The following is a 25,169-nucleotide window of genomic DNA, read 5'->3' on the forward strand; positions in this document are numbered from 1 at the left end:
ATACCTGATCCGGCTTCAGTAGCCGAGCGCCTCGCGCGCCGTTTCGAGCGCGCCCCGGAGCAGGTCGGGATTGTCCTGCGCGGCCTCGATCCCCTCGATCAGCAAGTTTTCCTGCATCGTCCCGAGGTCAGCGCCCTCGATGAGGTTCAGGGCGCGCTCCATGTCGAACCCCTCGGCGGTGAGCGCGTCGGGCGTCGTGCCCGCATCCTGCGCCTCCGGCTCGGGCAGGCTCTCGGTGGAGTCTTCCGGCACGGCCTCGGCGGCGGGATCGGGCGCACCGTCCACAGTCTCGGCCCCGGCTTCCGCTGGCTCGCCGCTCGTATCCGTGGCCGCGTCGGCGGCATCGCCCGCCGCATCGGTCGCACCGGTTACCGCGTCTTTCGCGGCATCAACGGTGTCGGTCGCAGTCTCGGTTACCGCCTCGGCTGCGTCGCTCGCCGCTTCCTCGGCGGCCTCGACCGCCGCGCCCGCGGCGTCCCCGGCGGCCTCTGCCGCCTCCTGCGCAGCTTCGGTCACGGTGTCGGCCGCCTCGCCGGCGGTCGTCTTGGCCTCTTCCAGCGCCTCGGGCGCGTCGATCTCGCCCTGCGAGACCTCCTCGACCACGTCGGTTACCGATTTGCCGGTTATCAGGAGGTATCCACCGCCAAGAACGGCAACGGCCACCACGATCCACACAAGGTTCTTCATCGCCATCTCCCAGATATGACTGAGGCCCGCCGCCCGTGCCGCGGTCCCCATTTTGTCCTTGTCTCACAGATGAGGGCATCGCCCCGGCACCTCAAGTGGAAAAACCATGCCGCGCGCCCCGATTGGCCGGATTTTGCCGCTTGAAAGCTGCCGCCCCCCCGTTTACCTTCCACGGCCAAATCCATCATACGATCGCAACGACAAAAGGACCAAAGCCATAGCCCGCAGACCTCACAACGCGCCTCCGACGCGCGATACCGGCCCCCGCGTGAACGACCGCATCCGCGCCGAAGAAATCCGCCTCATTGGCGCTGACGGAGAGAACGTCGGCGTTGTCTCGCCCGCAAGGGCGATCGAGATGGCCGAAGAGGTCGGGCTCGACCTCGTGGAAATCTCACCCAACGCGACGCCGCCGGTCTGCAAGATCATGGATTTCGGCAAATTCAAGTACGAGCAGCAGAAACGAGAGGCCGAGGCGCGCAAGAAGCAGAAGACCATCGAGGTCAAGGAGGTCAAGTTCCGCCCCGGGACCGACACCCACGATTACGAAGTCAAGATGCGCAATGTGCTGAAATTCCTCGAAGGCGGCGACAAGGTCAAGATCACTCTGCGCTTTCGCGGGCGAGAGATGGCGCACCAGAATCTCGGGCGCGACCTTCTCGAACGCATCGCGGGCGATGTCGAGGGCGTGGGCCGGATCGAGAATATGCCCAAGATGGAGGGGCGGCAGATGATCATGATTATCGGCCCGGGGGCCAAGTGATCCGGGCCGCCGCCACAGCCCCATGAGCGGCGCCGTGGCCGGGCATGAATACCGTGTCCTGCCCGCGCCGACGCGCGGGCGCAAGGCGCCGGGCATCAAGACCCCCGAAGACCGCTTTGCACTTGGCATCGAGGACATCCTCAACGAAATGGCGCGCGACGGCTGGCGCTACCTGCGCAGTGACATCCTGCCCAGCCAGGAGCGTCAGGGCCTGACATCGACGACGACGGTCTACCGCTCGGTGCTCGTGTTTGAACGCAGCCTCGCGCCAGCGGCGCCGCCGAAGCCGGAACCATCCGAAGAATTCGTGGCCGAGGATGTGGCGCGTTCGTTGGTCCCTGATCGTCCCGACGGCTGAGTACAGAGCGAAACCCTTTGCAATCAGGACCCTGGCTGGCATTTGCGCGGCGCGCGAAGATTTGACCGTCGCAGTGACGCCACGCGTTTTTTTGCCGCTCCCCCCTTCTAATCCGCGCGTTTTGGCATACACTCTGCGCCCTGACTCGGAAAGGTTCGCGCATGTCCAAGACTGATCCCTTCGGCTTCGATCTGTCCGTTTCCTCGGCCAAGCGCAAGAAGCCGCGCGGGCGGCGGGCGATGTCCGGCGCGTCGGAGACCTCGACCCGCGTGTGCGAGCACGAGGGTTGCGACGAGGCGGGGCTCTACCGCGCGCCCAAGTCCCCGGACGTGCTCGACGACTATTACTGGTTCTGTCAGCAGCACGTACGCGAATACAATCTCAAGTGGAACTTCTTCGAAAGCACCACCGAGGCCGAACTCAACGCGCAGATGTCGCGCGACAAGGTCTGGGAGCGCGAGACCAAGCGCCTGTCAGACCCCGAGGCGCGCGCATGGGCCCGGCTCGGCATCGAGGATCCGCACCAGGTGCTGGGCGAGAACGCCACCCGCAACCCGGGCCGCAAGCAGACCGGCAAGCGCAAGCTGCCGCCGACCGAACGCCGCGCACTGGAAATCCTGGAGGCGGGCGATGACTGGTCCAAGGCGGACCTGCGCAAGGCCTACAAGTCGCTCATCAAGGTGCTGCACCCCGACATCAACGGCGGCGACCGAAGCCAGGAAGAACAGTTGCAGCAGGTGGTCTGGGCCTGGGACCAGCTAAAGGACAGCCGCAACTTCAAGTGAGCCGGGGCAACCGCGTGTCTTGTGTGACCAGATCACAGACCGCGCCCGGCGATCGGGGCGATAATCACTATCGTAAACAGGCGCTGATCGCGCGCCTCCAACCACGAAGGCGACACCATGCTCAAGAAAAATGTCGGAACGGTCGACCGCGCGCTGCGCATCATCCTTGGCCTCGCGCTCCTGGCAGGGTTTTTTCTCAACAGCGGCGGGGCCTATAGCTGGCTCTACCTCATCGGAATCATTCCGCTGGCCACAGGGCTGATATCGTCCTGCCCGCTCTACTCGATATTCGGGATATCGACCTGCCCGATTGACCGAAAGTGACATGAACGTACCATCCTCGGGCCTGGCCTGAGGGTGACGCGATACCCTCACTTCCGTCGGGGGTATCGTGCCCAATTTCGCAGCGCGTCCAAACGGACCCGAGCAAGACGCTCCGGGTGACTAGGACGCGTCCGCGTCTTCCTCCGAGCCACGCACGCCCAGAAGCTGATCCATGCTCACCGACGGCTGGTCGCAACCCGCCTCACCGACAATCCGCGCGGGCACGCCCGCCACGGTCTTGCACGGCGGCACCTCTTGCAGGACGACCGAGCCTGCGGCGACGCGGCTGCAATCGCCGACCTTGATATTGCCCAGAACCTTGGCGCCCGCGCCGATCAGCACGCCGTTGCCGATCTTGGGGTGGCGGTCTTCTTCCTCCTTACCGGTGCCACCGAGCGTCACCGAATGCAGCATCGACACGTTATCGCCCACCACCGCCGTCTCGCCGATGACGATCGAATGGGCGTGGTCGATCATGATGCCCTTGCCGATCCGTGCCGCGGGATGGATATCGACGCCGAACACCTCCGAACAGCGCATCTGAAAGAACCGGGCAAGATCGCGCCGCCCCTGCCCCCAGAGCCAATGCGCGATGCGGTAGGCCTGGATCGCCTGGAACCCCTTGAAGAACAGCAAGGGCAGCAGGAACCTGTCGCAAGCCGGGTCTCGGTCGTTGACGGCGACGATATCGGCGCGCGCGGCGAGCCCGATCCGGTCATCCGCGCCCAGCGCCTTGTCGCAGATCTCGCGCAGTATCTGCTCGGGCATCTCGGCGGAGGCGAGCTTGAGCGAGATGCGATAGGCCAGCGCCGAATCAAAGCTGCCGTGATGCAGCACGCTGGAATGAATGAGGCCACCCATCAGCGGCTCGTCGGCGATGGCCGCCTCGGCCTCGCGGGCGATGCGCGCCCAGACGGGATCGAACTCGGCCAGTTTGGTCTTTGTATGCGCCACGGGACATGCTCCTCTGGATCGGTGCGATCATAACAGATAGGCAGGGCAGGTAAAATGCAAAGGGCTGTTGCCGAGGATCACCGTTATGAATGACACCGAGCGCGCCCGCTTTCGCGCTCGCATCACCGCGCGGCTCGCCGAGATCGACGAGGAGGACGCACGCGGACGCGAAGGGCAGGCCACGGTCACGCTCGACCAGCAGGCCATCGGGCGGCTGAGCCGTCAGGACGCACTACAATCGCAGGCCATGGCGCGCGCCACCCATGCCCGCCGCGACGTCGAGCGGCGCCGCCTGAGCGCCGCGCTCGACCGGATCGACGAGGGCGAATTCGGCTATTGCGAGGACTGTGGCGAGGAAATCGCGCCGGCGCGGCTCGAACTTGACCCCGGCACAACGCGCTGTATTTCCTGTGCGGCGGGCTGAGCCGCCCACGTCACGGCAGGAGCAACGGATGACCGAGACCAGAAGCGCCCTGATTGTCAGCCACGGCCAGCCCTCCGAGCCGGATCCGGCAGAACGCGACCTCGCGCGCTTTGGCACCAGCGTGGCGCGCGCCCTGCCCGGCTGGCACGTGGGCACGGCCACGCTGGCCAAGCCCGGCGCACTCGACGCGGCCTTGGCAGTGGCGGGCCCGGCGCCGGTCGTCTATCCGATGTTCATGACCGAGGGCTGGTTCACCGGCGAGAACCTGCGCAACCGGCTCGGCAATGCACCGGGGGCGCGCGTGCTGCGCCCCTTAGGCGTTTCGCCGGACCTGCCCGGCCTCGCCGCCGACCTGATCGACGACCAGATCGCCCGCGCCGGGTGGAACCCCGGTGAGACGCGGCTGTTTCTCGCCGCGCACGGTTCTGGCCGCAGCCCCAATTCGGCCCGCGACACCCGCGCCTTTGCCGCGGCGCTCGCCCGCCACATCGCGCTGGCAGAGATCAGCGTGGGCTTTGTCGAGGAGCCGCCATACCTCGCCGATGCCGCCACCGGCATCGGCGAGCGGAGCCTGTGCCTGCCGTTCTTTGCCGCCGCCGGGGGGCATGTCACGGATGACATTCCCGAAGCGCTCGACAAGGCGGATTTTTCCGGGCTTCGGCTCGCACCCCTGGGCCTTGCCCCCGCGGTGCCTGATCTGGTGGCCCGTGCCATCGCGTCGGACCGTTAGCGCCACCGCATTGCGTTGGCGCCAACAGGGAGGAATTTGCGCTAACAGTTATCGCTAACATCCTGACTTGACGCTGAAAATTTCCGTTTTCCGGGTTTTCGGGACCGACGCCTGCGTTTATACCGCAGCCAAATCCCGGATCAGGAGAGCCCAATGACCATCACCGTCGGCATCAACGGCTTCGGCCGGATCGGCCGCGCCACCCTGGCGCATATTTCCGAAAGCCTGCGCAACGACATCAAGGTCGTGAAGGTAAACGCCACCGGCCCGCTGGAGACGGCCGCGCACCTGATGCGCTATGACAGCGTGCATGGCCGCTTTCCCCATCCGATCACGGTCGAGGGCAACACGATGGACCTCGGACGCGGCCCGATCGAGATGTTTTCCACCTACGACATGACCGCGCTCGACTGGGAAGGCGTAGACGTTGTGATGGAATGCACCGGCAAGTTCAACGACGGGCTGACCGCCAAGACCCATCTGGAGCGCGGCGCGCGCAAGGTGCTCTTGTCGGCACCGGGCAAGAACGTGGACCGCACCGTTGTCTACGGCGTCAATGACGGGCTGTTGCAGCCGGGCGAGCGGATGATCTCTAACGGCTCTTGCACCACCAACTGCCTCGCGCCGCTGGCCAAGGTTCTGCACGAGAGCATCGGCATCGAGAGCGGCATCATGACCACGATCCACGCCTATACCGGCGATCAGCCCACCCATGACCGCCGCCACAAGGACCTCTACCGCGCCCGTGCCGCAGCAATGTCGATGATCCCCACCTCCACCGGCGCGGCCAAGGCGCTGGGCGAGGTGTTGCCCGATCTCGCCGGGCGTCTCGACGGCTCGGCCATCCGGGTGCCAACGCCCAATGTGTCGGCGGTGGACCTGACCTTCGTGGCACAGAAGGACGTGACCGCGGCGGACGTGAACGCAGTGGTGGCCGAGGCCGCCGCAGGGCCGATGGCGGGCGTGCTCGGCTACGATCCCGAGCCCAAGGTCTCGGTCGATTTCAACCACACCGAGGAGAGCTCGATCTTCGCCCCCGACCAGACCAGGGTGACGGGCAAGCGCCTGGTGCGGGTGCTGGCGTGGTACGACAACGAATGGGGATTTTCCTGCCGCATGGCCGATGTGGCCGTGGCGATGGGGCGGTTGCAATAAGCCCGCGACGCTTGCGCGATTGCGTCCCGTCGGGCATACCCGGCGGGATCATTTCGTCAGGGACATCCCGATGACCAACCGCATCGCCATCGTGCTGGTTCTGCTGATCGTGGCGGCGGTGGCTTATGACGTGCAGCGCAACGACCACGCCGGCCTGCTGTTCCTGACGCGCAAGTTGATCGACCTGATCGAATACCTTGCATTCTGGCGCTGACAGAGTTCGAATGACGCGCGCTTGACAGGAGTGCGTTTTCGTTTATCTTCGAAAATGATTGTTAGCGCTATCAAACACCCGGAGGAACGATCATGGCACTCAGACTGGCCATCAACGGCTTTGGCCGGATCGGGCGCAACGTGCTGCGCGCGTTGATGGAATCAGGGCACACGGATATCGAGATCGCGGCAATCAACGATCTCGGCCCGGTCGAGACCAATGCCCACCTGCTCGAATTCGACAGCGTGCATGGCCGCTTTCCCGGCCCCGTCACCGTCGCGGGCAACACGATCGACGCAGGAGGCGGCCCGATCCGCGTCAGCGCCGAGCGCGATCCCGAGTCACTCGATTGGTCCGATATCGATATCGTGCTGGAATGCACCGGCATCTTCACCGACCGAGACGCCGCCGCACGGCACCTGAAGAACGGCGCACGCCGCGTGCTCGTCTCCGCCCCCTCGAAAGGGGCGGACCGGACCGTGGTCTACGGCGTCAACCATGCCAGCCTGACGCCGGAGGATATCGTGGTCTCGAACGGTTCTTGCACCACCAACTGCCTCGCGCCGGTCGCCAAGGTGCTGCACGAGAGCCTCGGCATCAAACGCGGCTTCATGACAACGGTGCACAGCTATACCGGCGACCAGCCGACGCTCGACCGGATGCACAAGGATCTCTACCGCGCACGTGGCGCGGCGCTCAACATCATCCCGACAACCACGGGTGCTGCGCGCGCCGTGGGGCTGGTGCTGCCCGAACTCGACGGACGCCTCGATGGCACGGCGATCCGCGTGCCCACACCCAACGTGAGCGCGGTGGACCTGACGTTCGAGGCAGGGCGCGCAACGAGCGTGGAAGAGATCAACGCCGCCATCGCCGAAGCAGCGCAAGGGGCGCTCAAGGGCGTGCTCGACGTGACGGGCCGTGAGCTGGTGTCGTCAGATTTCAACCACAACCCGATGAGCGCCATATTTGCCACCGATCAGACGCGGGTGATGGATGGCAATTTCTGCCGGGTGCTGGCGTGGTATGATAACGAGTGGGGCTTTTCCAACCGGATGCTCGACGTGGCCGCCGAGATGGGGCGGCGCGCGGGGTAAGTAACCGCCGCTCTCAGGCGAATTTCGCGATCAGCGCATCGCGCACCGGGGCCGTGACAAATTTTGACACGTCGCCGTTTAGCCGCGCGATCTCCTTGACGAGCTTGGATGCGATCGCCTGGTGGCCCGCGTCGGCCATCAGGAACACCGTCTCTACCGTATTGTCGAGCGTCCGGTTCATACCCACCATCTGGAACTCGTATTCGAAATCCGCCACCGCCCGCAAGCCGCGCACGATAAGCTGCGCGCCCACGTCATGGGCGCAGTCGATCAGCAGGTTGTCGAACGGATGGGCGACGATCTCGGTGCCGGTCTGCTCGGTGAGCTTGACGCATTCCGCCTCGATCATCGTGACGCGCTCCTCCAGCGAGAAGAGCGGGCCCTTGTCCCGGTTGATCGCCACCCCGATCACCAGGCGATCTACCAGCATGGCGGCGCGGCGGATGATGTCGATATGCCCCAGCGTGATCGGATCGAAGGTGCCGGGATAGAGGGCGATGCGCATCTGGCCGCTCCGTTGTTGCGGTGTCGCGGCACGCAACGATATTGCGCCGCCGAATGCAACCCCCTCAATAGCCCATTATCATCCCTTCAAGTGCCGTCTTTTCCAGCGACAATTCGTCGAGCCGCGCCTTGACCACGTCGCCGATTGTGACGATCCCCACGAGCTTGCCCTCTTCGACCACCGGCATGTGGCGGAAGCGGCCATCGGTCATCCGCGCGAGCACCGCGTCCGAGGTGTCCTGCCTGGCGCAGCAGACCGGGTTGCGCGTCATCATCTCGCTCACCGTCTCGGTCAGGCAGCTCGCGCCGCGCACCGCCAGTGCGCGAACGATGTCGCGCTCCGACAGGATGCCGTCGGCAGCCTCGCCATCGGCGGACACAACCAGCCCGCCGATCCGGCGCTCGGCCAGGATACTGGCGGCCTCCGCGATCGGCGTGTCGGGCGTGACGGTGATGACCCCGTCATCGCCCTTGGACTTTAGAATCTGCTGGACCAGCATCGCGACGCCCTCCAAAAATGAAAATTGCGTGAATGAAGCGTGAGCCACAACAATATTCCTGTCAAGCCTGCGCCTCGAGCCGCGCCACCTCGGCGCGCATCCCCTCGACAAGCGCCGCGGCAAAGCGGTTTTGTCGTTCCAGCCGGCGGTCGTCGGCGTGGCGCACGAGGTAGAAGCTGCGGGTGAGCGTGAAGAGATCGGGCAGCACCCGCCGCGCACCGCGCAGCCAGGGCAGAGAGAAATCGTGCAGCACGCCGATCCCGCCGCCTCTCGCGACGAGGTTAAGCTGCACCGAGACCGAGTTGGAGGCCAAATCGACCCGGTCGATCCCCGCCTCGCTGAGGTAATCGAGCTCGCGATCAAAGATCATGTCGGGGATGTAGCCCACGATCCGATGCGCGCGCAGATCCTCGAGCCGCGCGATCGCCGAGTGTCGGCGCAGGTAGCGCGCGGTCGCCGCGAGGTGCAGGTGGTAATCGGTGACCTTCTGCACCGAGAGCCGTCCAGCCGTGGGCGGGCTCACCGCGATCACCATGTCGGCCTCGCGCCGGGTGAGGTTGAACACCCGCGGCAGCGCGACGATCTGGATTTCGAGGTCCGGGTTTTCGGCGGCGATCTCGGTACAAACCTGCGGCAGCACGAAATTGGCGCAGCCATCGGGCGCGCCGATCCGAATTTGCCCGGCAAGCCCCCCCGCCTGCCCGGCCACGTCATGGGCGGCGGCCTCCATCGCCTGCTCGGCGCGGATCGCGTGCTCCATGAGCCGCGCCCCCGCCTCGCTCAGTGCGTAGCCGGTGGGCGACTTGGCAAAGAGCGGGGCGCCGAGCGCCTCCTCGAGCCGCGCCACCCGCCGCCCCACGGTGGCCGGATCGATCCGCAGCACGCGCCCCGCCCCCGACAGGCTCTCGGCGCGCGCCACCGCCAGAAAAATGCGCATGTCGTCCCAATGCGGCGTCACCGGCGCGTCTCCTTTGCAATAATGCAAATCGGTATTGGAAACTTGCCCCTTTTACGGTGAGTTTTGCAAGGCTACCTTGATGCCAACGCGCATTTCAGGAGGAGATGACGATGAAAGAGCTTACCCACTACATCAACGGCCAGCATGTGAAGGGCGCCTCGGGGCGCTTCTCGGACGTGTTCAACCCAGCCACCGGCGAAGTGCAGGCCCGTTGCCCACTCGCCAGTCCCGAAGAGATGGCGCAGGCCGTGGCCGCCGCGCAGGCCGCACAGCCCAAATGGGCCGCCACCAACCCGCAGCGGCGCGCGCGGGTGATGATGGAATTCGTGCGGCTGCTCAACCGTGACATGGACAAGCTCGCCGAAGCGCTGAGCGCCGAGCATGGCAAGACCTTCCCCGACGCCAAGGGCGACGTGCAACGCGGGCTCGAAGTGGTGGAATACTGCATCGGTGCGCCGCAGATGCTCAAGGGCGAGTTCACCGACAGCGCCGGTCCCGGCATCGACATGTATTCCATGCGCCAACCCCTTGGAGTTACAGCAGGAATAACGCCGTTCAACTTCCCGGCCATGATCCCGATGTGGATGTTCGCGCCGGCGCTCGCCTGCGGCAACGCCTTTATCCTGAAACCAAGCGAGCGCGACCCCTCGGTGCCCTTGATGCTGGCGGAACTGATGGAGGAGGCGGGGCTGCCCAAGGGGCTCTTGCAGGTGGTGAACGGCGACAAGGTCGCGGTGGACGCGATCATCGACGACCCGGTGATCCAGTCCATCGGCTTCGTCGGGTCGACCCCGATCGCCGAGTATATCTATGGCCGCGGCTGCTCGAATGGCAAGCGTGTTCAATGCTTTGGCGGGGCCAAGAACCACATGATCGTCATGCCAGATGCCGATATGGACCAAGCCGCCGACGCGCTCATTGGCGCGGGCTATGGCGCGGCGGGCGAGCGCTGCATGGCGATTTCGGTGGCCGTGCCGGTGGGTGACGAGACTGCCGACCGGCTGATCGAAAAGCTGGTACCGCGCATTGAAAAACTCAAGGTCGGACCCTGGACCGCAGGCAACGACGTGGATTACGGCCCCGTCGTGACGGCGGAGGCCAAGGCGCGCATCCTCGGGCTGGTTGAGAGCGGAATTTCTCAAGGAGCTCAATTGGTTGTCGATGGGCGGGGCTTCAAGTTGCAGGGGTATGAGGACGGGTTCTTCGTGGGGCCGCACCTGTTTGACCGGGTGACGCCGGAGATGGACATCTACCGGCAGGAGATTTTCGGGCCCGTGCTGACCACTGTGCGCGCGGGCAGCTACGAGGAGGCCCTGAAGCTGGCGATGGACCACGAATACGGCAACGGCACCGCGATCTTTACCCGCGACGGCGATGCCGCCCGCGATTTTGCCAATAGAATCAACATCGGAATGGTGGGTATCAACGTGCCGATCCCGGTGCCGCTGGCCTACCACACATTCGGTGGATGGAAGAAATCGGGCTTTGGCGATCTCAATCAGCACGGGCCTGACGCGTTCAAGTTCTACACCCGCACCAAGACCGTCACGTCGCGGTGGCCGTCGGGGATCAAGGATGGCGGCGAGTTCAACTTCAAGGCGATGGACTGAGACAGGCCGCCCGAACCTGTAGGTTCAGGCGGTGAACCGGGAGATTCGGCGGGGGCACCGTGACGGTGCCCCCACCCCCCCGGGGTGTTTCCACGACGAAGAAACGCAGCGCCCAATGCTTTTCCCTTGGCAGCGCCCCTTCCCCCGGTGTTTTCTGGCGGGAGGGGACAGGGGAGGCAGGGCATGGCGATCACGCATCCGGATTTCACCATCGGCGTCGAGGAAGAATACCTGCTCGTCGATCTCGACAGTCTCGCGCTGGCCAACGCGCCCGAGGGGTTGATGGAGGCGTGCAAGAGCGAGCTGGAGGACCAGGTCAGCCCCGAATTCCTCAACTGCCAGATCGAGATCGGCAGCCGGGTGTGCAAGACCATCGCCGAGGCGCGCGAAGACCTGAAGCGCCTGCGCAGCACCGTGGCGCATCATGCCCGCGCCCACAACCTCGCCCCTATCGCCGCATCGTGCCATCCGTTCGCCGACTGGCGCAGCCAGACCCATACCGACAAGCAGCGCTATAACGACTTGCAGCACGATCTGGCGGGGGTGGTGCGGCGGATGCTGATATGCGGGATGCATGTGCATGTGGGCATCGAGCCGCCCGACCGGCGCATCGATCTGATGAACCAGATGAGCTATTTCCTGCCACACTTCTTGGCGCTGAGCGCGTCCTCGCCTTATTGGCAGGGGCAGGATACCGGGCTGGCGAGCTATCGCCTAACCGTGTTCGACAACCTGCCGCGCACCGGGCTGCCGCCGCGGATGGAGAGCTTTGGCAGCTTCGAGCGGTCTGTGCAGGTGCTGGTGGACATGGGGGTGATCGAGGATGCGTCGAAAATCTGGTGGGATTTGCGCCCCTCGTCGCGCTTTCCCACCCTGGAATCGCGCATCTGCGACGTGCAGCCCCGGCTGGAGGATACGCTCACCCTTGCCGCGCTCACGCAGGCGATCGCGCGGATGCTGTGGCGGCTGGCCATTCGCAACCAGCGCTGGCGCATCTACGACGCCTTCCTGGTGAGCGAGAACCGCTGGCGCGCGCAGCGCTATGGCACCACCGAGGGGCTGATCGACCTTGGGCGCGGCGAGATCGTGCCGATGGAGGAGCTGGCAGCAGAGATGATTGAGCTGGTGGCCGAGGATGCCGAGTTCTTCTCGTCGCTGCCGGAGGTGACGCGGCTGCGCGACATGGTGGCGGGCGGCACCAGCGCCGAGCGCCAGCGTGCCGTGGCCTGCGCGGCGCGCGAGGGGGGCGCGGACGAACGGGAGGCGTTGCGCGCGGTGGTCCGCCACCTGATCGAGGAATACCACGCCGACCTGTGAGCCAGCGTCGATGACAATCCTGTGAGCGGATCGGCGGAAAATGCCGCCGCCTCTTCGGATTTGCGGTTATCTTACCTATATAGCGCGCATATCCCCGACATAGAGGACCGAGCAAAGTGACGCCGAAATTCACCCGCCGCACCGCCATCACCACCGGCCTCGCCGCGCTGGCCACGCCCGGCCTGCTGCGCGCCGAAACATTGGTGAACCGCCGCAACGTCTCGGCCTTTGTCAAACGCGACTGGCGCGATCATTTCGACAGTCTCGGCCAGGGCTGCCTGCTCGCCGATATCGACAGCCGTGCGGTGCATTACTGGGGACCGGATAACGAGACCTATGCGCTCTACCCCTCCTCGGTGCCGATGACCGAGGATCTGACGCGGCGCGGCTATACACGGATCGTGCGCAAACGTGTCGGCCCCGACTGGACACCCACCCAATCCATGCGCGAGCGCGACCCCACGCTGCCCGCCTACATGCCGCCCGGCCCGGGCAACCCGCTGGGCACCCATGCGCTCTATCTCGACTGGCCCGCCTACCTGGTGCACGGCACCCATGACACCCGCAAGATCGGGAGACAGTCCTCCTCGGGCTGCATCGGCCTCTACAACCGGCATATCGAAGAGCTTTTCAGCATGGCGCAGGTCGGCACACAGGTGCTCTTGCTGTGACCGCGCGGCCCTTGCAAACTATCAGCGCCCCGGGTTACCCCTCGGGGCGTTTTCTATTGTCACATCAGGTTCGGAGGCGTTGCGCCTTGCAACAGTTCTGCAATAGTTGTTAATTAAACAACCGTTCATTTCAGCGAACAGGAGCCGGTGATGGATTTCGCCCTCACAGAGGAACAGACCGCCATATTCGACATGGCCCACGCCTTCGGGCAGGACCGGATCGCGCCCCACGCCCGCGACTGGGAGCGCGAGGGCACCATTCCCAAGGAGCTGTGGCCCGAGATCGCGGCGCTCGGCTTCGGTGGGCTCTACGTGAGCGAGGACTCGGGGGGATCGGGGCTGGGCCGGCTGGATGCGACGCTGGTGTTCGAAGCGCTGAGCATGGCCTGCCCCTCGGTCGCCGCGTTCCTGTCGATCCACAACATGTGCGCCAAGATGATCGACAAGTTCGGATCGGACGAGATCAAGGCGCGGGTTCTGCCCCGCGCCATGACGATGGAGACGGTGCTCTCGTACTGCCTGACCGAGCCGGGATCGGGCTCGGATGCCGCGGCATTGAAGACCCGCGCGGAGCGGACGAACGAGGGGTATGCCCTCAACGGCACCAAGGCGTTCATCTCGGGGGGCGGATATTCGGACGCCTACGTGGTGATGGTACGCACCGGCGGCGACGGCCCCAAGGGTATCTCGACCGTCTATGTCGAGGACGGCACGCCGGGCCTCAGCTATGGCGGACTGGAAGACAAGATGGGCTGGCGCAGCCAGCCAACGCGGCAGGTGCAGTTTGACAACTGCAACATTTCCGCCGCGAACCTGGTGGGTGAAGAGGGTAAAGGTTTCAGTTACGCGATGAATGGGCTGGATGGCGGGCGGCTCAACATCGCCGCCTGTTCGCTGGGCGCGGCACAGCAGGCGATCGATATGACGCTGGGCTACATGGCCGAGCGCAAGGCGTTCGGCAAGCCGATCAGCGAGTTCCAGGCGCTGCAATTCCGGCTGGCCGACATGGAGATCGAATTGCAGGCCGCGCGCACATTCCTGCGGCAGGCGGCGTGGAAGCTCGACACCGGCGCGCCCGATGCGACGAAGTTCTGCGCGATGGCCAAGAAGTTCGTCACCGAGGCGGGCAGCCGCATCGTGAACCAGTGCCTGCAACTGCATGGCGGTTATGGCTACCTGGCCGATTACGGGATCGAGAAGCTGGTGCGCGACCTGCGCGTGCACGAGATCCTGGAGGGCACCAACGAGATCATGCGCCTGATCGTGGCGCGGCAGATGCTGGCGGACCAATGAGCGACGATATCCATATCCGCAAAGAAGGGCGCGCGGGGCGGATCACGCTGACGCGGCCGAAGGCGCTCAACGCGATGAGCTATGATATGTGTACGGCGATCGAGGCGGCGCTTGACGGCTGGCGCGACGACCCGGAGGTGGCGCTGGTGCTGATCGACGCGGAGGGCGACAAGGCATTTTGCGCGGGCGGCGACATTCAACAGCTCTATGACACGGGCCGCGCCGGGGATTTCGCCTATGGGCGGCGATTCTGGGCCGATGAATACCGGCTGAATGCCAAGATCGCGCGCTATCCGAAACCCTACGTGGCGCTGATGCAGGGCTTTGTCATGGGCGGCGGTGTGGGGATTTCGTGCCACGGGTCGCACCGGGTGGTCTGCGACAGCACGCAGGTGGCCATGCCGGAATGCGGCATTGGGCTGGTGCCGGATGTGGGCGGCTCTCTGCTGCTGGCGCGGGCGCCGGGGCGCTCGGGGGAATACCTTGGGGTGACCGGCACGCGAATGGGGCCGGATGACGCGATATATTGCGGTTTTGCAGATAGTTATATTCCGAAGTTGAAGTGGAACGAGATGCGCGCCGCGCTCGTCGAGAGCGGCGATCCGGGCGTGATCGACGGCTACGCCGAGACCCCGCCGGAGGGCGATTTGCGGGCGCAGCAAGGCGAGATCGACGCGCATTTCGGCGGCGAGGGGTTGCACGACATCCTCAATTCCCTGCGCGCAAGCGACAGCGATTTCGCGAATGGCGCACTGAAGGCGATAGGGCGCGGCTCGCCGCTGTCGATGGCCTGCGCGGTCGAGATGATCCACCGGCTGCGCGGGCCCGGCGCGGATATCGGGCGGGCGCTGGACCTGGAGTACCGGTTCACCTACCGGGCGATGGAAACGGGCGATTTCCTGGAAGGGATTCGCGCCGCGATCATCGACCGGGACCGGAACCCGCAATGGAAACACGGGCTTGACGTCCTGCCGGGCTATGCGGTGTCGCAGATGTTGATGCCGCTGGGGCCGGATGCGCTGACACTGGAGGAGGAAAGACCATGAAGATCGGATTTATCGGACTGGGCAACATGGGCGCGCCGATGGCGGCCAACCTCGCCAACGCGGGGCACGCGGTGACGGGCTTTGACATGGCCGAGGTCAGCGTCGAAGGCGTGGAGATTGCCGCAAGCGCGGCAGAGGCGGCGCGGGGGGCGGAGGTGGTGATCACCATGCTGCCGAATGGCGACATCCTGCGCCGCGTGGCAGGCGAGGTGATCCCGGCGATGGACAAGGGCGCGGTGCTGCTCGACTGCTCGACCGTGGATGTCGCGAGCGCGCGCGACGTGGCCGCACAGGCGCAGGCGGCGGGGCTGTCGGCGCTCGATGCGCCGGTGTCGGGCGGCGTCGGCGGGGCTGCGGGCGGCACGCTCACCTTCATGGTGGGTGGCGACGAGGCTGGCTTTAACATCGCCAGAGAACTATTTGATATAATGGGTCAAAAAGCCGTTCATTGTGGCCCGTCAGGCAATGGGCAATCGGCCAAGATATGCAACAACATGATCCTGGGCGCCACCATGATCGCCACTTGCGAGGCGTTTGCCCTAGCCGACAAGCTGGGCCTCGACCGGCAGGCGATGTTCGACGTGGTCTCGACCTCGTCCGGTTCCTCGTGGTCGATGAACACCTATTGCCCGGCGCCGGGCATCGGCCCCAAGTCGCCCGCCGACAATGACTATACCCCCGGCTTTGCCGCCGACCTGATGCTCAAGGATCTGCGGCTGTCGCAGCAGGCGGCCGAGGCGGTGGATGCCGACACGCCGATGGGCCGCGCGGCCTGTGATCTCTATGCACGGTTCGTCGAGGACGAAGACGGCAAGGGCCGCGATTTCTCGGCCATGCTGCCCCGGTTCGAGAAGCGCGGACGCGGTTGATGGGCTGGCGCGCGCGGGCGACGGGGCTGCCGCCGCTCGGCGCGGCGGCAGCGGCGGCGCTCGATGCGCTCTCCCCTATGGAGGTGCCCGAGGGCACGGTGCTGTTTCGCCCGGGCGAGACGGTCAAGGGTTTCGTCATCGTGCTCCGGGGGCGGGTCGAGGTCTATCTCACCGGGCTGTCGGGGCGCGAGATCCTGCTCTACGAGGTGACCCCGGGGCAAAGTTGCGTGCAGTCCACGCTGGGCCTGATGGGCGGCGAGGATTATTCCGGCGAGGCGGTGGCGCGCACGCCCGCCGAGATCGTGCTGGTGCCGCGCGAGACGTTTCTGCGGCTGATGGACGACGATCCGGGCTTTCGCGGATTCGTCTTTGCCGCCTTTGCCGAACGGCTGCAATCCATGATGCACCTGCTGGACCGGGTGGCGTTTCAACGGATCGAGACGCGGCTGGCGCAATGCCTGCTGGCGCGGGCCGAGGAGGGGCGGCTGCGGGCCACACATGCCGAGATCGCGGTAATGATCGGATCGGCGCGCGAGGTGGTTTCGCGCCGCCTTGACGCGCTGGCGCGGCGGGGGATCGTGGCGCTGGAGCGGGGTACCGTTCGCATTCTCGACGCCGGGACGCTGGCGGAGCTGGCCGAAGCGGAGCAATGAGGCGGGGCGGCGCGCTGCGCCGCCCCGCCAGGGTAACGACCCATACTCGAACCGCACCTCTTACGGCTTGGGCGGCAGGATCACCCGGTCCACCACGTGGATCACGCCGTTCGATTGCTTCACGTCGGCGATGGTGACGTTGATGGTGCGCCCGCGCTCGTCCTCGAGCATGATCTTGTCGCCCGAGTAGGTCGCCTGAAGCTCGCAGCCGCCGAGCGTGGGCACGATGTGCATGCCACCATCATCGTCGATCATGCCCTTGATCGCGTTGGCCATCGCATTGGCCCCGACCACGTGGCAGGTGAGTATCTGCGTGAGCTGTTTCTTGGCCTCCGGTTCCAGCAGCGCCTCGACCGCGCCGTCGCGCAGCATGCCGAACGCCTCGTCGGTGGGTGCGAAGACGGTGAACGGCCCCTCGCCCGAGAGCGTCTCGACGAGACCGGCGGCCTTGACGGCGGCGACGAGCGTCTCGTGATCGGCGGAGTTCACCGCGTTCTCGATGATGTTCTTGTCGGCGTACATCGGCGCGCCGCCGACCATCGGGTTGTCCATCCCGGCCAGCGCCACGGTTGCCGTGAATGCAAGCGCGCCGGTGGCGGCAAAAATCCTGGTGCGTGTCATGTCGTGTCTCCTCGGTTGGTTGCCATGCCCCCGACCTTCTTGGCCGGAGGTCACGGGGAGGCACGCAGCGGACAGGCGAAGAGTTTCAGATTTTTTTTCGCAGGACGTTCAAAGCGATCCTGCGCTGGGGGAAGCGAGACTGAACACGGACGCTTCAGGGCGTTGTGCCAATGCGCGTAGTCGAGACGTGCTCGCGTCTCTTTCGACCCCTGCGCCCCGCGTTGGTCGCCGGATCACAGGCCCCGGAATCACGCGCGCGGCGTCATCCGCAGCCATATCCCGTCGCGCCCGCGCACCGTCAGATGCGCGACCGGCATGGCGGGGCGCCCCTCTACCGGCGCGAGCCGGAAGGCGCGCACCAGCATCGCCAGCAGAAGCGGCCCCTCGATCATGGCGAACCCGGCCCCGGTGCAGACACGGCTGCCGGCGGAAAAGGGGATATAGGCCCGGCGCAGGCAGTCGCGTCCGTTCGCGGCAGCAAAACGCGCGGGGTCGAATTCGTCGGGCCGCTCCCACAGCCGCTCGTGACGGTGGAGGTGCCACGGGCTCAGCACTACCTGCGCGCCGGGGGACACATCGCGGCCGCGAAACCGCTCGGGGCAGGTCGCCTCGCGCACCATCATCGGCACCGGCGGGTAGAGGCGCAGCGTCTCGCGGAACACGTCGCGCGCCACCCGCAGCCGCCCCATTTCGGCAAATTTCGGCGCGCGGTCGCCCATCACCTCTGCCGCCTCGGTGGCGACCTTGTCCTGCCACTCTGGATAAAGCGCCAGCAGGTAGAGCGCCCAGGCGAGCGCCGAGGCGCTGGTCTCGTGTCCGGCGAGGAAGAAGATCGCCACCTGATCGACCATTTCCGCGGTGGTAAACCGCTCTCCGGTCTCGGGGTCGGCGGTCGTCATGATCTTGGTGGCGAGGTCATCCGGCGCGGTCCCTGCCGTGATCTCGTCCATTCGTGCCGCTGTCAGCCGCTCGATCAAGCCCCTGATCCGCCGCGCGGTGGCCCGGGTCTCGCGCCGGTGAAAGCGCGGGAACCAGTGCGGCAGCGGGATAAAGGCCGCGAGGTTGAGCACCGGTTGCGTGCGCTGATGCGCCTTGAATTCCTCGAACACCCGCGCCGCCGTCGCGTTCTCGATCGGGATCGAGAAGAGCGTGCGGAATATCACGTCCGCCGCCGCGTGGCTGGTCTGCGCCTCGACCTCCACCGGGCTGCCATCCGCCAGCCCTGCCAGCCGTGCCACCGCCCCCTGCCCCGCATCCACCATCGCCGGGAACGTGTCGCGCAGCCGCCCCCCCTCGAAGGCGGGGTCGATAATGCGCCGCTGCCGCTTCCATGTCTCGCCGTTGGTGACAAAGACCGACTGCCCCAGGAGCGGGCGCAGCCCCTCGCTCACCCGGCCGGATTTTGGGAAATCGCCGGGCCGCTCGCGCAGCACCAGATCGACGAGGGCGGGCTCGTTGCACAGGTACGAGCGAAAGAACGGTGTGCGAAATTCGGCCATCCACGCCCGGTAGAGCCGCGCGGGCTGTGCCGAGAGGATGTCGGCGCGAAACAGCCGCAGGTAGCGCCAGAGCGATACACGGTCCGACCGTGCGGGTGGCTTGGGCGGGATCATGGCGCCACGCTCCGATAGCCGGACGTGGCCCGTTCGATCCGCGCGGGCGACGGTGCGCGCCCGGCGAATCGCGCGGCCAGCGTCTGCGGCCCGGCGGTGATCGCGAAGTAATCGTAATCGCCGGGGCGGTCGAAGGCGCAGAGATACTGGAAATGCAGCCGGAAGAACCGCCAGCGAAGGCTGCGCCAGCGCGCCGGGCTGAGCGTCTGCGTGAACGCCGCCGAGATGACCAGCGGCCAGCGCTTTCCCTCTGGTGCCACGCCGCTCACCGCCACCGGGTCGCAAAGCGCGAATGCACAGCCATCCCCCGGCGCCGTCACGTCGAGCCAGAACAGCTCGTCCCGCGTGCTCAGATAGGCGAGGTCGGCGCGCAGCCGCCATGCCCGCGGCAGGAAGGACACCATCGGCACCACCTGCCCGAGGCTCAGGAAAGACAGCGCCGGGCCGGTTGCGGGCACGCGGCCTTCGCGGATCAGGTCGGCGAGCACCGACACCGCCAGATGCGCGCCCGAGGAATGGCCCACCACCAGCACCTCGTCGCACCCGCCCTTCAGGGCCTGTGCGATCGCATCGCCGAATTCCGCCATCCGGGTTTCCAGCTCTGGCGGGTTGGCGCCCAGCCACCGCGCCGACCAGGCGTAGTCATGCATCAGGTAATAGGCGAAGAACCGGCCATCCAGGCGCCGGAACGTTTCCAGCACCACCGGCACCGCCACCAGCCCGCCCCACGCCGCCCAGGGGTGCAGGACCGCCAGCACGCGCCCCAGAAGCCACGCGGCGAGGAATGCCAGCCCAAGCTGCGCGAGCAGGAACCCCACGGGGTAGAGCGCCGCGATGACCGGCCCCTTGCGCAGCCGCATCAGCCGCCAGAGCGCCCCGGTGCCGATGTAGATGGCCGCCGTGCGGATGAGTTGCAGATAGGTGCCGGCCTTGCCCTGGTCCATGCTGTTCTTGACGATGTCGGACCAGACCAGCACCTCGATCCCGGCCTCGGTCCGGGCGCCCTCGATCCGGGCGTCGACGCCCCAGCCGAACCGGTCCTTGCCGATGGCGGGCCGCAATGCGATCTCGTGGCCGGAAACCTGTGCCTGCGCCGCCGCCTGCTTGCGATAAAGCTCTCGGTAGCGGCGCGGCGGGATCGGGTCGTAGCCGGGGATGTAGAAGACATGGCGGCGGCGCACGGCGGTCATGGTCTCACCCCGCGCGGCATCCCTGCCCCCAGTCTCGCACGTAACCGCATCCATTCGCGTCCCTGCCTCACCGCACCACCCTAGCCCCGAAATCCGGCAAGCTTAAGGCCCGCGCGCGGCATGCGCGCCACAGCCGCACCCGATCGTCGTTTTCTTCCCCCATGACAGGGGCTTGACGCCGGGCGAAGAGGCTCTCACTCTGGCACGGTTTGCATCACAGACCAGTACCGAGGCCCCCTTGAGCACCCAGCTTGCCGATACCGTCGCCCTCCTGCGCGAGCTTGTCGCCTTTCCGACCATCTCGGAGGTGAGCAATCTCGACATGATCGCCTATCTCGGCCACCGGCTGGAATCGTGCGGGGCGCGCGTCGATATCTTTCACGACGAGATCGGCCACAAGGCCAACCTCTTTGCCACGTTCGGCCCGGAAGCGGATGGCGGCATCGTGCTGTCGGGTCATTCCGACGTGGTGCCGGTGGCCGAACAGGACTGGGCCTCGGACCCGTTCGACCTGATCGAGCATGACGGGCGGCTCTACGGGCGCGGCACCTGCGACATGAAGGGCTTCATCGCCACCGCCGTCTCGATGGCCCCTTTGCTTGCGAAGCGTGCCCTCTCGCGGCCGCTCCACCTCGCGTTTACCTATGACGAGGAGGTGGGCTGTCTTGGCGGGCAGGCGCTGATCGAGAGCCTGAGCGCCCGCGGCATCCGCCCCGGTGTCGCCATCATCGGCGAACCCACCTCGATGCGGGTGATCGAGGGGCACAAGGGCTGCTATGAATACACCACCCGGTTCTACGGGCAGGCCGGGCACGGCTCGGCACCCGAACGGGGGGTGAACGCGGTGGAATACGCGGTGCGCTACGTCAACCGCCTGCTGGAACTGGCCGAGGCGCTGCGCGCCCGCGCCCCCGCGGGCAGCCGTTTCGATCCGCCCTGGAGCACGATCAACACCGGCTCGATCAAGGGCGGCGTGGCGCATAACGTGATCGCCTCGAACGCAGCGGTGGAATGGGAAATGCGCCCCGTGCAGCGCGCGGATGCCGACTTCGTCAAGGACGACCTGCGGCGCTATTGCGAGGAGATGCTGTTGCCGCGGATGCAGGCGATCTTTCCCGATGCCGGCATCACCACCGAGACGATCGGCGAGGTGGACGGGCTCGAACCCGCCGAGATCAACGAGGCGCGCGACATCGTGATGGAGCTGACCGGTGCCGACGGCCCCGAACTCGTCCCCTTCGGGACCGAGGCGGGGCTGTTCCAGAACTACGGCACCTCGGCGGTGGTGTGCGGGCCGGGATCAATCGAGCAGGCGCACAAGCCCGACGAGTTCATCTCTCTCGACCAGTTGCAGCACTGCATCGACATGCTCTGGCGCCTGGGCGACAAGCTCGACGCCTGACGCCCCGAAACCGCAGCCGCACCGGAGCGCGGCTGCGGGCATCACCGGACCTCGTCCCTCGTGCCCTAGCCCAGCGCCTCGGAACAGCGCTTGCAGGTGCCGGGATGGGCATGGCGGCCCACGTCGGGCAGGATCTTCCAGCAGCGTTGGCATTTCTCGCCGCCCGCGCGCTCGAACACCACGCCGATGTCGTCGACCTCGGGCATGCGGAACGCCTCTGCCGGGCGCGGATCGGCGGTCAGCACGATATCCGAGGTGATGCAGATATCGGCGAAATTCACCGATTTCAGCGCCTTGAGCGTCTCGGCATCGCGCACATGCACCACCGGCGCGGCCTCGAGGCTGGCGCCGATCACCTTGTCGGCGCGCTGCACCTCCAGCGCCGCCGTCACCACCCGGCGCGCGCGCCGCACATTGGCCCATTTCGCCGCCAGCGGCTCGTCGAGCCAGTCGGCGGGCGTGTCGGGCATGTCGTGCAGGTGCACGCTGTCGCCCTCGCCGGGGAAGCGCGACAGCCACACGTCCTCCATCGTGAACACCATCACCGGCGCGAGCCAGGTGGTCAGCCGGTGGAACAGCAGGTCCATCACCGTTCGCGCCGCGCGGCGGCGCGCGGTGTCGCCGTCGCAATAGAGCACGTCCTTGCGGATGTCGAAGTAGAAGGCGCTCAGATCGAGGGTGCAGAAGTTGAATACCTGCTGGAAAACCCCTTGGAAATCATAGGCATCATAGCCCTTCTTCACCTTGTGATCCAGCTCGGCCAGCCGGTGCAGCATCCAGCGCTCCAGCTCTGGCATCTCCGAGGGCTCCACCCGGTCTGCCTCGGTGAAATGGCTCAGGGCGCCGAGCATGAAGCGCATCGTGTTGCGCAGGCGGCGATAGCTGTCGGCCACGCCCTTGAGGATTTCCGGCCCGATCCGCAGATCGGCGGTATAATCCGCCTGCGCCACCCACAGCCGCAGGATATCCGCGCCGTATTGCTTCGTCACGTCCTCGGGCGCCACGGTATTGCCGAGCGATTTGGACATCTTGTTGCCCTTCTCGTCCAGCGTGAAGCCGTGGGTCAGCACGCCGCGATAGGGCGCGTGGCCGATGGTGCCGCAGGCCTGCAACATCGAGGAATGGAACCAGCCGCGATGCTGATCGGTGCCTTCGAGGTAGAGATCGGCCATGCCGTCCTCTGACCCGTCCTCGCGGTCGCGCAGCACGAAGGCGTGGGTGGAGCCGCTGTCGAACCAGACGTCGAGGATGTCGTCGACCTGTTCCCAGGCCGCCGGATCGACGATGCCGCTCAGGAACCGCTCCTTGGCCCCGTCCTTGTACCACGCATCCGCGCCCTCGGCCTCGAAGGCCTCGAGGATGCGGGCGTTCACTTCCTCGTTTCGCAAAAGGTATTCCGGATCAGTTGGTTGCGCGCCTTTCTTCACGAAACAGGTGAGCGGCACGCCCCAGGCGCGTTGACGAGAAAGCACCCAGTCGGGCCGCGCCTCGATCATCGAATAGAGGCGGTTGCGGCCGGTTTTCGGCGTCCATGTCACCAGCTCGTCGATCGAGCGCAGCGCGCGCTCGCGGATCGTGGTGCCATACTCGTCCTGCCCGTCGCCCACGGGCCGGTCGATGGCGGCGAACCATTGCGGCGTGTTGCGGTAGATCACCGGCGCCTTGGAGCGCCAGGAATGCGGGTAGCTGTGCTTGATCTTGCCGCGCGCGAGCAGGCCACCGACGGAGGCGAGCTTGTCGATCACGGCCTTGTTGGCGTTGCCCTCTTTCCCTTTGCGGTCAAGGATATGGGTGCCGCCGAAGAAGGGCAGATCGGGGCGGAAGGAGCCGTCGTCGAGCACGTTATAGGTGATCACCTGATCGAGCATGCCGAGGCCGCGATAGAGCTCGTATTCCTCCATCCCGTGGGAGGGCGCGCAATGGACGAAGCCGGTGCCCTCCTCGTCGGTGACGAAATCGGCGGCGCGGAAATCGCGGGGGGTATCCCATTCGCCGTTTGATCCTTCGGCATTGGCCAAGGGGTGGGATAGCTTGAGGTGGCTCAACTCATCGGCATCGACACTGCGCACCCTGTGGTACATGCCTTCCTCCAGCCGCGCCCGCGTCATGACATCCCCGGCAAGCTTGTCCGCGAGGATGAAGCGGTCGCCCACATTGGCCCAGCACTCTCCGGGCGTGCCGGTCACTTCGTAGAGGCCGTAGGAGATATCCTCGCCATAGACCACCGCCTTGTTGGACGGGATCGTCCAGGGCGTGGTGGTCCAGATGACGACATGCGCTCCGATCAAATCGTCAGAGCGATGTTTGACATAATCTTGGGTCTTCTCAATTTCAGATCGAGCGCCTTCAACCAACAGAGCAACGTCCTTGGCATCCTGTTCGTAGTCGGATTTCGACACCTCGAACTTCACCCAGACCGTAAAGCTTTCCTTGTCGTGATACTCCACCTCCGCCTCGGCGAGCGCGGTTTTCTCGATGGGCGACCACATCACCGGCTTGGAGCCCTGGTAGAGCACGCCCGACATGAGGAATTTCTGGAATTCCTCCGCGATGATCCGCTCGGCGCGGAAATCCATCGTCAGGTACGGCTTGTCCCATTTGCCGGTGATGCCGAGCCGCTTGAACTCGTCGCGCTGCACGTCGATCCAGCCTTCGGCGAACTTGCGGCATTCCTGCCGGAAATCGACGGTATCGACCTTATCCTTGTCCAAACCTCGCGCGCGGTACTGTTCCTCGATCTTCCACTCGATGGGCAGGCCGTGGCAGTCCCAGCCGGGGATGTAGCGCGCGTCGCGGCCCATCATCTGCTGCGAGCGCACCACCATGTCCTTGAGGATCTTGTTCAGCGCGTGGCCGATATGCAGGTGACCGTTGGCGTAGGGGGGGCCGTCGTGCAGGGTAAAGGGCTGCCTCCCCTGTGCGCGTTCGCGCAGGCGGTCATAGATGCCGATCTCTTCCCACCGGGCGAGCCATTCTGGCTCGCGCTTGGGCAGGCCCGCGCGCATCGGGAAATCGGTTTGCGGCAGGTTCAGGGTGGCTTTGTAATCGGGGTAATCGGGCGTGTCAGAACACATGGGTGACGTCCTTTGTCACTGGGTGTTGGAATTCTGCGGGTGGGGGGGCGGCGCGATGGTTCGAACGCCTGTGATCCCGGCGGCTCGTCAGGGTCAGAGCGCCGGGCATGTAATTCGAATGACGATCGCTGCGCATGTCATCATGGCCTGCCTTATAGGCGCGCACCCGGCAAGCGTCCAGAGGCGCGGCCCTCGCTTTCTTGAAAAGAAAGCGTGACGAAATCCTTTCGGAGACCACAGCGAAACGCCTCGTTTGAGCGGTGAGGTGGGATTTGTTTCCCCCGGGATGGTTTTGGGCCGGTTGTTAGGCTTCGGTGGTGGCCTTGACTGGCAGGTGAGATTGGTGAGGGAGCCGGG

The 25,169-nt window shown here is 65.8% G+C and carries 26 protein-coding genes; 17 read left to right on the forward strand and 9 right to left on the reverse strand.

All coding sequences use genetic code 11. The features are described from left to right. Positions 1-15 precede the first annotated feature (15 nt). Positions 16-687: a translation initiation factor 3 gene (locus C6W92_RS10230; protein WP_241691126.1), complete on the reverse strand. Its 672-nt coding sequence runs from the start codon at positions 685-687 to the stop codon at positions 16-18. 268 nt (positions 688-955) lie between these two features. Here C6W92_RS10230 and infC point away from each other — a divergent pair, with 268 nt between their 5' ends. The 4 genes from infC to C6W92_RS10250 all read left to right on the forward strand — a co-directional run bounded on the left by infC (position 956) and on the right by C6W92_RS10250 (position 2,917). Beyond that, complete coding sequence (infC, locus tag C6W92_RS10235; protein ID WP_241691127.1) at positions 956-1,450, forward strand: translation initiation factor IF-3; 495 nt, start codon at positions 956-958, stop codon at positions 1,448-1,450. Between the two features lie 22 nt (positions 1,451-1,472). Then, a complete protein-coding gene (locus C6W92_RS10240; RefSeq protein WP_241691128.1) occupies positions 1,473-1,808 on the forward strand; it encodes a DUF4177 domain-containing protein in 336 nt (111 codons plus the stop codon). 161 nt (positions 1,809-1,969) lie between these two features. Next, the gene (locus tag C6W92_RS10245) at positions 1,970-2,593 is read left to right on the forward strand and encodes a J domain-containing protein (protein WP_104018991.1); all 624 of its coding nucleotides are present in this window, start codon (positions 1,970-1,972) and stop codon (positions 2,591-2,593) included. 117 nt (positions 2,594-2,710) lie between these two features. Next, positions 2,711-2,917 carry a DUF2892 domain-containing protein gene (locus C6W92_RS10250; protein WP_129432870.1) on the forward strand — a complete coding sequence of 69 codons (207 nt, stop codon included), beginning with the start codon at positions 2,711-2,713 and terminating at the stop codon, positions 2,915-2,917. Between the two features lie 120 nt (positions 2,918-3,037). Here C6W92_RS10250 and cysE read toward each other — a convergent pair whose 3' ends face one another. Then, the gene (cysE, locus tag C6W92_RS10255) at positions 3,038-3,871 is read right to left on the reverse strand and encodes a serine O-acetyltransferase (RefSeq protein ID WP_129432871.1); all 834 of its coding nucleotides are present in this window, start codon (positions 3,869-3,871) and stop codon (positions 3,038-3,040) included. Positions 3,872-3,956: 85 nt separating this feature from the next. Between cysE and C6W92_RS10260 the strand changes: the two genes are divergently transcribed. The 5 genes from C6W92_RS10260 (at position 3,957) to gap (C6W92_RS10275) (ending at position 7,491) form a co-directional block, all read left to right on the forward strand. Beyond that, the gene (locus C6W92_RS10260; RefSeq protein WP_129432872.1) at positions 3,957-4,295 is read left to right on the forward strand and encodes a TraR/DksA C4-type zinc finger protein; all 339 of its coding nucleotides are present in this window, start codon (positions 3,957-3,959) and stop codon (positions 4,293-4,295) included. Between the two features lie 28 nt (positions 4,296-4,323). Beyond that, positions 4,324-5,025: a CbiX/SirB N-terminal domain-containing protein gene (locus C6W92_RS10265; protein WP_129432873.1), complete on the forward strand. Its 702-nt coding sequence runs from the start codon at positions 4,324-4,326 to the stop codon at positions 5,023-5,025. Positions 5,026-5,178: 153 nt separating this feature from the next. Beyond that, the gene (gene gap / locus C6W92_RS10270) at positions 5,179-6,180 is read left to right on the forward strand and encodes a type I glyceraldehyde-3-phosphate dehydrogenase (RefSeq protein ID WP_129432874.1); all 1,002 of its coding nucleotides are present in this window, start codon (positions 5,179-5,181) and stop codon (positions 6,178-6,180) included. Between the two features lie 70 nt (positions 6,181-6,250). Next, positions 6,251-6,394: a hypothetical protein gene (locus tag C6W92_RS17705; RefSeq protein ID WP_164989214.1), complete on the forward strand. Its 144-nt coding sequence runs from the start codon at positions 6,251-6,253 to the stop codon at positions 6,392-6,394. A 92-nt stretch (positions 6,395-6,486) separates the two neighbouring features. Further along, the gene (gap, locus tag C6W92_RS10275; RefSeq protein ID WP_129432875.1) at positions 6,487-7,491 is read left to right on the forward strand and encodes a type I glyceraldehyde-3-phosphate dehydrogenase; all 1,005 of its coding nucleotides are present in this window, start codon (positions 6,487-6,489) and stop codon (positions 7,489-7,491) included. 13 nt (positions 7,492-7,504) lie between these two features. Here gap (C6W92_RS10275) and coaD read toward each other — a convergent pair whose 3' ends face one another. The 3 genes from coaD to C6W92_RS10290 form a co-directional block, all read right to left on the reverse strand. Next, complete coding sequence (gene coaD, locus C6W92_RS10280; protein WP_104018984.1) at positions 7,505-7,996, reverse strand: pantetheine-phosphate adenylyltransferase; 492 nt, start codon at positions 7,994-7,996, stop codon at positions 7,505-7,507. 64 nt (positions 7,997-8,060) lie between these two features. Continuing rightward, positions 8,061-8,495: a CBS domain-containing protein gene (locus tag C6W92_RS10285; RefSeq protein ID WP_104018983.1), complete on the reverse strand. Its 435-nt coding sequence runs from the start codon at positions 8,493-8,495 to the stop codon at positions 8,061-8,063. A 61-nt stretch (positions 8,496-8,556) separates the two neighbouring features. Then, positions 8,557-9,453 carry a LysR family transcriptional regulator gene (locus C6W92_RS10290; protein ID WP_104018982.1) on the reverse strand — a complete coding sequence of 299 codons (897 nt, stop codon included), beginning with the start codon at positions 9,451-9,453 and terminating at the stop codon, positions 8,557-8,559. 110 nt (positions 9,454-9,563) lie between these two features. Between C6W92_RS10290 and C6W92_RS10295 the strand changes: the two genes are divergently transcribed. The 7 genes from C6W92_RS10295 to C6W92_RS10325 all read left to right on the forward strand — a co-directional run bounded on the left by C6W92_RS10295 (position 9,564) and on the right by C6W92_RS10325 (position 16,912). Further along, positions 9,564-11,063, forward strand: coding sequence for a CoA-acylating methylmalonate-semialdehyde dehydrogenase (locus C6W92_RS10295; RefSeq protein ID WP_104018981.1), 1,500 nt, complete (start codon positions 9,564-9,566; stop codon positions 11,061-11,063). A 183-nt stretch (positions 11,064-11,246) separates the two neighbouring features. Beyond that, positions 11,247-12,380, forward strand: a complete 1,134-nt coding sequence (locus C6W92_RS10300) for a carboxylate-amine ligase (RefSeq protein ID WP_129432876.1) — start codon at positions 11,247-11,249, stop codon at positions 12,378-12,380. A gap of 116 nt (positions 12,381-12,496) precedes the next feature. Further along, the gene (locus C6W92_RS10305; protein WP_129432877.1) at positions 12,497-13,051 is read left to right on the forward strand and encodes a L,D-transpeptidase; all 555 of its coding nucleotides are present in this window, start codon (positions 12,497-12,499) and stop codon (positions 13,049-13,051) included. Between the two features lie 150 nt (positions 13,052-13,201). Continuing rightward, entirely contained in the window at positions 13,202-14,344 is a 1,143-nt protein-coding gene (locus C6W92_RS10310; protein ID WP_129432878.1) for an acyl-CoA dehydrogenase family protein, read from the forward strand. After that, positions 14,341-15,390, forward strand: coding sequence for an enoyl-CoA hydratase/isomerase family protein (locus C6W92_RS10315; protein WP_129432879.1), 1,050 nt, complete (start codon positions 14,341-14,343; stop codon positions 15,388-15,390). Before C6W92_RS10310 ends, C6W92_RS10315 begins: the two co-directional genes overlap by 4 nt. Further along, a complete protein-coding gene (mmsB, locus tag C6W92_RS10320; RefSeq protein WP_129432880.1) occupies positions 15,387-16,259 on the forward strand; it encodes a 3-hydroxyisobutyrate dehydrogenase in 873 nt (290 codons plus the stop codon). Before C6W92_RS10315 ends, mmsB begins: the two co-directional genes overlap by 4 nt. Then, positions 16,259-16,912 carry a Crp/Fnr family transcriptional regulator gene (locus tag C6W92_RS10325; protein WP_129432881.1) on the forward strand — a complete coding sequence of 218 codons (654 nt, stop codon included), beginning with the start codon at positions 16,259-16,261 and terminating at the stop codon, positions 16,910-16,912. The genes mmsB and C6W92_RS10325 overlap by 1 nt, the downstream gene beginning before the upstream one ends. 60 nt (positions 16,913-16,972) lie before the next feature. Here the strand turns inward: C6W92_RS10325 and C6W92_RS10330 are convergent, their stop codons facing one another. The 3 genes from C6W92_RS10330 to C6W92_RS10340 form a co-directional block, all read right to left on the reverse strand. Further along, positions 16,973-17,533 (reverse strand): fasciclin domain-containing protein, encoded by a 561-nt coding sequence (locus tag C6W92_RS10330; protein WP_129432882.1) that lies wholly within the window; start codon positions 17,531-17,533, stop codon positions 16,973-16,975. A 248-nt stretch (positions 17,534-17,781) separates the two neighbouring features. Beyond that, positions 17,782-19,146 carry a cytochrome P450 gene (locus C6W92_RS10335; RefSeq protein WP_129432883.1) on the reverse strand — a complete coding sequence of 455 codons (1,365 nt, stop codon included), beginning with the start codon at positions 19,144-19,146 and terminating at the stop codon, positions 17,782-17,784. Further along, complete coding sequence (locus C6W92_RS10340) at positions 19,143-20,336, reverse strand: hypothetical protein (RefSeq protein WP_129432884.1); 1,194 nt, start codon at positions 20,334-20,336, stop codon at positions 19,143-19,145. The genes C6W92_RS10335 and C6W92_RS10340 overlap by 4 nt, the downstream gene beginning before the upstream one ends. Before the next feature lie 238 nt (positions 20,337-20,574). Here C6W92_RS10340 and argE point away from each other — a divergent pair, with 238 nt between their 5' ends. Further along, positions 20,575-21,738 (forward strand): acetylornithine deacetylase, encoded by a 1,164-nt coding sequence (gene argE, locus C6W92_RS10345; protein ID WP_129432885.1) that lies wholly within the window; start codon positions 20,575-20,577, stop codon positions 21,736-21,738. A gap of 65 nt (positions 21,739-21,803) precedes the next feature. Here the strand turns inward: argE and ileS are convergent, their stop codons facing one another. After that, positions 21,804-24,812, reverse strand: coding sequence for an isoleucine--tRNA ligase (ileS, locus tag C6W92_RS10350; RefSeq protein ID WP_129432886.1), 3,009 nt, complete (start codon positions 24,810-24,812; stop codon positions 21,804-21,806). Positions 24,813-25,169: the final 357 nt, after the last annotated feature.

It is taken from the genome of Roseovarius sp. A46, from assembly GCF_004126395.1.
Lineage (GTDB): Bacteria > Pseudomonadota > Alphaproteobacteria > Rhodobacterales > Rhodobacteraceae > Roseovarius > Roseovarius nitratireducens.

What these genes read in the sequence shown, in the direction of transcription:
- C6W92_RS10230 (WP_241691126.1), bottom strand. Translation starts at nt 687, where the DNA reads ATGAAGAACCTTGTGTGGATCGTGGTGGCCGTTGCCGTTCTTGGCGGT.
- C6W92_RS10240 (WP_241691128.1), top strand. Translation starts at nt 1,473, where the DNA reads ATGAGCGGCGCCGTGGCCGGGCATGAATACCGTGTCCTGCCCGCGCCG.
- C6W92_RS10245 (WP_104018991.1), top strand. Translation starts at nt 1,970, where the DNA reads ATGTCCAAGACTGATCCCTTCGGCTTCGATCTGTCCGTTTCCTCGGCC.
- C6W92_RS10250 (WP_129432870.1), top strand. Translation starts at nt 2,711, where the DNA reads ATGCTCAAGAAAAATGTCGGAACGGTCGACCGCGCGCTGCGCATCATC.
- C6W92_RS10260 (WP_129432872.1), top strand. Translation starts at nt 3,957, where the DNA reads ATGAATGACACCGAGCGCGCCCGCTTTCGCGCTCGCATCACCGCGCGG.
- C6W92_RS10265 (WP_129432873.1), top strand. Translation starts at nt 4,324, where the DNA reads ATGACCGAGACCAGAAGCGCCCTGATTGTCAGCCACGGCCAGCCCTCC.
- gap (WP_129432874.1), top strand. Translation starts at nt 5,179, where the DNA reads ATGACCATCACCGTCGGCATCAACGGCTTCGGCCGGATCGGCCGCGCC.
- C6W92_RS17705 (WP_164989214.1), top strand. Translation starts at nt 6,251, where the DNA reads ATGACCAACCGCATCGCCATCGTGCTGGTTCTGCTGATCGTGGCGGCG.
- gap (WP_129432875.1), top strand. Translation starts at nt 6,487, where the DNA reads ATGGCACTCAGACTGGCCATCAACGGCTTTGGCCGGATCGGGCGCAAC.
- coaD (WP_104018984.1), bottom strand. Translation starts at nt 7,996, where the DNA reads ATGCGCATCGCCCTCTATCCCGGCACCTTCGATCCGATCACGCTGGGG.
- C6W92_RS10285 (WP_104018983.1), bottom strand. Translation starts at nt 8,495, where the DNA reads ATGCTGGTCCAGCAGATTCTAAAGTCCAAGGGCGATGACGGGGTCATC.
- C6W92_RS10295 (WP_104018981.1), top strand. Translation starts at nt 9,564, where the DNA reads ATGAAAGAGCTTACCCACTACATCAACGGCCAGCATGTGAAGGGCGCC.
- C6W92_RS10300 (WP_129432876.1), top strand. Translation starts at nt 11,247, where the DNA reads ATGGCGATCACGCATCCGGATTTCACCATCGGCGTCGAGGAAGAATAC.
- C6W92_RS10310 (WP_129432878.1), top strand. Translation starts at nt 13,202, where the DNA reads ATGGATTTCGCCCTCACAGAGGAACAGACCGCCATATTCGACATGGCC.
- C6W92_RS10315 (WP_129432879.1), top strand. Translation starts at nt 14,341, where the DNA reads ATGAGCGACGATATCCATATCCGCAAAGAAGGGCGCGCGGGGCGGATC.
- mmsB (WP_129432880.1), top strand. Translation starts at nt 15,387, where the DNA reads ATGAAGATCGGATTTATCGGACTGGGCAACATGGGCGCGCCGATGGCG.
- C6W92_RS10325 (WP_129432881.1), top strand. Translation starts at nt 16,259, where the DNA reads ATGGGCTGGCGCGCGCGGGCGACGGGGCTGCCGCCGCTCGGCGCGGCG.
- C6W92_RS10330 (WP_129432882.1), bottom strand. Translation starts at nt 17,533, where the DNA reads ATGACACGCACCAGGATTTTTGCCGCCACCGGCGCGCTTGCATTCACG.
- C6W92_RS10335 (WP_129432883.1), bottom strand. Translation starts at nt 19,146, where the DNA reads ATGATCCCGCCCAAGCCACCCGCACGGTCGGACCGTGTATCGCTCTGG.
- C6W92_RS10340 (WP_129432884.1), bottom strand. Translation starts at nt 20,336, where the DNA reads ATGACCGCCGTGCGCCGCCGCCATGTCTTCTACATCCCCGGCTACGAC.
- ileS (WP_129432886.1), bottom strand. Translation starts at nt 24,812, where the DNA reads ATGTGTTCTGACACGCCCGATTACCCCGATTACAAAGCCACCCTGAAC.